This window comes from Microcoleus sp. LEGE 07076, from assembly GCF_015207455.1.
Classification (GTDB): Bacteria; Cyanobacteriota; Cyanobacteriia; order Cyanobacteriales; family Microcoleaceae; genus Microcoleus.
In genome coordinates, this window is the sequence record NZ_JADEWV010000347.1 from 1 (window position 1) to 4,064 (window position 4,064).

Annotated in this window: 6 protein-coding genes; 4 read left to right on the forward strand and 2 right to left on the reverse strand. The window is 46.5% G+C overall.

Features of this window, described 5'->3' with window-relative positions:
* The coding region (locus IQ270_RS28760) for an HAD-IC family P-type ATPase (RefSeq protein ID WP_193976531.1) at window positions 1–526 on the forward strand (526 nt) is incomplete at its 5' end.
* A 113-nt stretch (window positions 527–639) separates the two neighbouring features.
* Here the strand turns inward: IQ270_RS28760 and IQ270_RS28765 are convergent.
* Window positions 640–987, reverse strand: coding sequence for a hypothetical protein (locus IQ270_RS28765; RefSeq protein WP_193976532.1), 348 nt, complete (start codon window positions 985–987; stop codon window positions 640–642).
* A 105-nt stretch (window positions 988–1,092) separates the two neighbouring features.
* On the opposite strand from IQ270_RS28765, the gene tmk reads away from it, so the two are divergent.
* The 3 genes from tmk (at window position 1,093) to msrA (ending at window position 3,493) form a co-directional block, all read left to right on the forward strand.
* Window positions 1,093–1,761: a dTMP kinase gene (gene tmk, locus IQ270_RS28770; RefSeq protein WP_193976533.1), complete on the forward strand. Its 669-nt coding sequence runs from the start codon at window positions 1,093–1,095 to the stop codon at window positions 1,759–1,761.
* A 238-nt stretch (window positions 1,762–1,999) separates the two neighbouring features.
* Entirely contained in the window at window positions 2,000–2,962 is a 963-nt protein-coding gene (locus tag IQ270_RS28775) for a DNA polymerase III subunit delta' (protein ID WP_193976535.1), read from the forward strand.
* 39 nt (window positions 2,963–3,001) lie between these two features.
* A complete protein-coding gene (gene msrA / locus IQ270_RS28780) occupies window positions 3,002–3,493 on the forward strand; it encodes a peptide-methionine (S)-S-oxide reductase MsrA (protein WP_193976536.1) in 492 nt (163 codons plus the stop codon).
* A 185-nt stretch (window positions 3,494–3,678) separates the two neighbouring features.
* On the opposite strand, the gene IQ270_RS28785 is transcribed toward msrA, so the two are convergent.
* Window positions 3,679–4,044, reverse strand: coding sequence for a hypothetical protein (locus IQ270_RS28785; protein WP_193976534.1), 366 nt, complete (start codon window positions 4,042–4,044; stop codon window positions 3,679–3,681).
* Between the last annotated feature and the right edge of the window lie 20 nt (window positions 4,045–4,064).

A 4,064-nucleotide genomic window follows, 5' to 3' on the forward strand; every position in this document is an offset into this window, starting at 1 on the left:
CCTGCGGGGCATGGGATTGCGGGTGATGATGGTGACGGGGGATGGGGAGTCGGCGGCGGCGGTGACAGCGCAGCAGTTAGGTTTGGCGACGGCTGATGTTTTGGCCGAAGTGCGGCCGGAGGGGAAGGCGAGGGCGATCGCCAGTTTGCAGGCTCAAGGCTGTAAAGTGGCTGTGGTGGGGGATGGTATTAATGATGCGCCGGCTTTGGCTCAAGCTGATGTGGGTATCGGTTTGCACTGCGGCACTGATGTGGCTGTGGAGACTGCTCAAATTGTGCTGATGCGAAATGCTTTGATGGATGTTGTTGAGTCGATCGACCTTGGTCGCGCTACTTTTAATAAGATTCGCCAAAATTTATTCTGGGCTTTTGCTTACAATACTCTGGGAATTCCGGTTGCAGCCGGTATCTTGCTGCCTGCAACGGGTATTCTACTCAGTCCTGCGGCGGCGGGTGCATTTATGGCTTTTAGTTCTGTTAGCGTTGTAACAAATTCTTTGTTGCTGCGCCGCAGATTTCGAGCTTAAATTTAGCGATTGAAGATTAAATTCATTAGTCATCGGTCACTAGCTAGGAACTAATGGCTGACGACTAATGACTGAGCACTAATGGGTGAACACTAATGGCTGAGCACTAATGCCTACAGGGCCATACTTTCCAACAGCCGCCAATTATTATTTTTCATAATTGAGCGGCTGACTAGCTCGAACATTTGACGGCAGTGGTTATTGGTTTGCAGGGGCAGTTCCTCGTTTTTGATCACGAAATTCATGCGAACCTCTGAGTCGTTGGCCGTGTTTTTCTCAATTAGAACTTCGGCGGTGACCAGTTTCGGAATCGAAACTTGACCTGGAATTTCGCGGGCCATGAGAGAATCTCCTGTATTGTAGATAATATCAAGATTGCATGACTCTAAAATTTCAATCAAGGACTGACGCAGACGGTCGATCGGAACGGCAACGATAAAAAAACCAGTATAGCGAGCCATAGAAAACTCCAACGGTGAGGCATTTAGACTGTATTATCATACCCAACCTAGAAGAGATTGACAGTACAATATGGATTTATTTTATTTAAATGGAAAGTTAGAGTCATGAAAGGTAAACTTATCGTCTTTGAGGGGGTTGAAGGTGCGGGTAAAACTACGCAAATGCAGCGGTTGATACATTGGCTGCAAGCAAGTTGGTTTTTGAAAGTAGGGGTGGTGGCTACTCGCGAACCGGGGGGTACTGAGTTGGGAAAAGGACTGCGACATTTGTTGCTCAAACAAGATTCGGAAGAATTGGTATCTGATATAGCAGAATTACTGATGTATGCTGCCGATCGCGCTCAGCACGTCGAAACATTAATTAAACCCGAGTTATCAAAGGGAACTATTGTTGTGTGCGATCGCTTTACTGACTCTACAATTGCTTATCAAGGCTACGGTCGCGGTCTTAAGTTAAATTTAATTAAGCAGTTGAATGAAATTGCCACGGGCGACTTGGAAAGCGATCTTACTTTGTGGCTGGATATTAATGTGGAAGCAGGTTTGGCGAGGGTAAGGGCTCGGGGAGGGCGCGATCGGATCGAGCAAGCTGATTTGAAGTTTCACCGCCTTGTACAGCAAGGTTTTGGGGAATTAGCCCGATCAAATAAATCTCGAATTGTCCAGATAAATGGCGATCGTCCCGAACACGAAGTCGCCCAGGAAATTCAAACAATCCTCACTCCCAGGTTAGCAGATTGGGGATATTTACATAACCCCAATACTGAACATTAGACAGACACACATCGCCAAAAGCCGGATCTTTTTTGCTCGTTACCAGGCTGTGCCTGGTAATGGTTCTGGGGCGAGGCAGAGCCTCCTTATTGTCTCGCAACTTATATCAAATCCGTTAACATCGGAATGATTTAACCTTACTAGAACACAGAGAACACAGAGAGATTAGAGAGAAATGAATAATTCCGTAACGGAATTGATATCAGGGGGCTGTCAACTATCAACTGTCAACTGTCACATGAATTATTTCACATCATTAATCGGACAAAATCGAGCAGTAGAATTATTAACTCAAGCAGTCGATCGCAACCGCATTGCTCCCGGTTATTTATTTGTCGGATCTAACGGCATCGGTAAAAGTCTAGCCGCCCAGTGTTTCATCGAGCTTTTATTCTCAGCCAATCTTCCCGAAAAGCAATCGATCGCCTCCGTGCAAAATCGCGTGCGGCAGCGAAATCATCCAGACTTGCTCTGGGTAGAACCAACTTACATGAACCAAGGCAAACGGCTGTCGGCAAAAGAAGCAGAAGAAGCAGGTTTAAAGCGGAAAGCACCGCCCCAAATCCGCTTAGAACAAATTAGAGAAATCAGTGAATTTTTGAGCAGGCCGCCGCTACAAGCTGCCTGTTCAGTCGTAGTTTTGGAACAAGCAGAAACAATGGGCGAAGGAGCAGCCAACGGCTTGTTGAAAACCTTAGAAGAACCGGGAAAAGCAGCCTTAATTTTAATTGCTCCGACTGTGGAAGTTTTGCTACCGACTTTGATTTCTCGCTGTCAAAAGATCCAATTTTCTCGGCTGAATTCCGAAGCAATGGCGCAAGTTTTGCAGCAAGCCGGATTCGCGGATATTTTATCTTGTCCCGAGGTAATGGGGATGGCTCAGGGAAGTCCTGGGGAAGCAATTGCGATTTGGCAGCAACTGCAATCAATCCCCGACGATTTGCTGCAAAAGGTGAAGAATTTGCCTAGAAATTTGCCCTCTGCTTTGGAATTGGCAAAGGAAATTGATAAAACTTTGGATACAGAAGCTCAGTTGTGGTTGATCGATTATTTACAGCATTGTTACTGGCAGCAATTTTTGACAGGGCGAATTAGTCGATCGCCCTTAGAACCCTTGGAAAAAGCACGACAATATTTGCTAAACTACGTACAGCCGCGATTAGTTTGGGAATGCACGCTCATGGGAATATGTCAAGCGTAATCGAGTGCCAAATTTGATCCCAATACGATGAGTAACACGATGGAAAAAGCCACATTTGCCGCCGGTTGTTTTTGGGGAGTCGAACACAAATTTCGCGCCGTTGCCGGTGTCGTCTCGACTGCTGCGGGCTACACGGGAGGTCACTGGCCAAATCCCTGCTACCTCGACGTTTGCGCCCGAATCACCGGTCACGTTGAAGCAGTTGTGCTAGAATACGACCGATCGACCGTCAGTTACGAAACACTGCTAGATATCTTCTGGAACTGTCACGATCCTACCCAAATCAATCGCCAAGGCCCCGACAGAGGCGAACAGTACAAATCAGTGATTTTTTATCACAATTGCGAACAAGAAAAAGCCGCCCGCGCCTCCAAACAAAAATTGCAAATTTCCGGCAAATACGACAAAGATATTGCCACCGAAATCAAACCCGCTGGTGAATTTTACCTAGCAGAAGATTACCACCAGCAGTATCTTGAAAAGAAGCGGCAGAAGTCAGAAGTTATATCGAACCCGGTAAATCGCCCGTAGATGATTCGGCGGTTAAAACCGCGTCTGCACAAACGATGTCGGCCGGAGGCCACTGGTTCATATGACTGTTGACTGTTGTCAGGGCCCGCACTCACAGGCACCGCCCCTACCTGTTGACTGTTGACTGTTGATTCGATTTTATTATTCCGATGCAACCGGAAACAATATCCTGGAATATGCAGCTATCAGCCTGTTACTCGATCGACCTTTTCAGGCGACATAACTAGCTTTCCAGCTATATCCATAGTTGCAAATTTCAATACTTCATTAAAAGCTAATCCCCTAATTTTTAGCTCCCACCGAATGCCTTTTGCTTTCATTCGCTTAGCTTTTCGCATATCGACATCGGCAGCTTGTTGATGCAGGAGCAAATATTTCATTGCTGCTGTAGCTTCAACTTTTGTGGCAAATGCAATGTAGGTGATAAAACCGCCGTCCCAGTGGTTGGCGTTGCGGATGCTGCTAATCGTCGCGACTCTCGGACTAAAGCGGTTCCAGTAAAAGTCACTGTAGCCGATCGACTGTGTTTTTACTTGGAGTTTGTTTGCCATTTGACTTAACTCCTATAACC

What these genes read in the sequence shown, in the direction of transcription:
- IQ270_RS28765 (WP_193976532.1), bottom strand. Translation starts at nt 987, where the DNA reads ATGGCTCGCTATACTGGTTTTTTTATCGTTGCCGTTCCGATCGACCGT.
- tmk (WP_193976533.1), top strand. Translation starts at nt 1,093, where the DNA reads ATGAAAGGTAAACTTATCGTCTTTGAGGGGGTTGAAGGTGCGGGTAAA.
- IQ270_RS28775 (WP_193976535.1), top strand. Translation starts at nt 2,000, where the DNA reads ATGAATTATTTCACATCATTAATCGGACAAAATCGAGCAGTAGAATTA.
- msrA (WP_193976536.1), top strand. Translation starts at nt 3,002, where the DNA reads ATGGAAAAAGCCACATTTGCCGCCGGTTGTTTTTGGGGAGTCGAACAC.
- IQ270_RS28785 (WP_193976534.1), bottom strand. Translation starts at nt 4,044, where the DNA reads ATGGCAAACAAACTCCAAGTAAAAACACAGTCGATCGGCTACAGTGAC.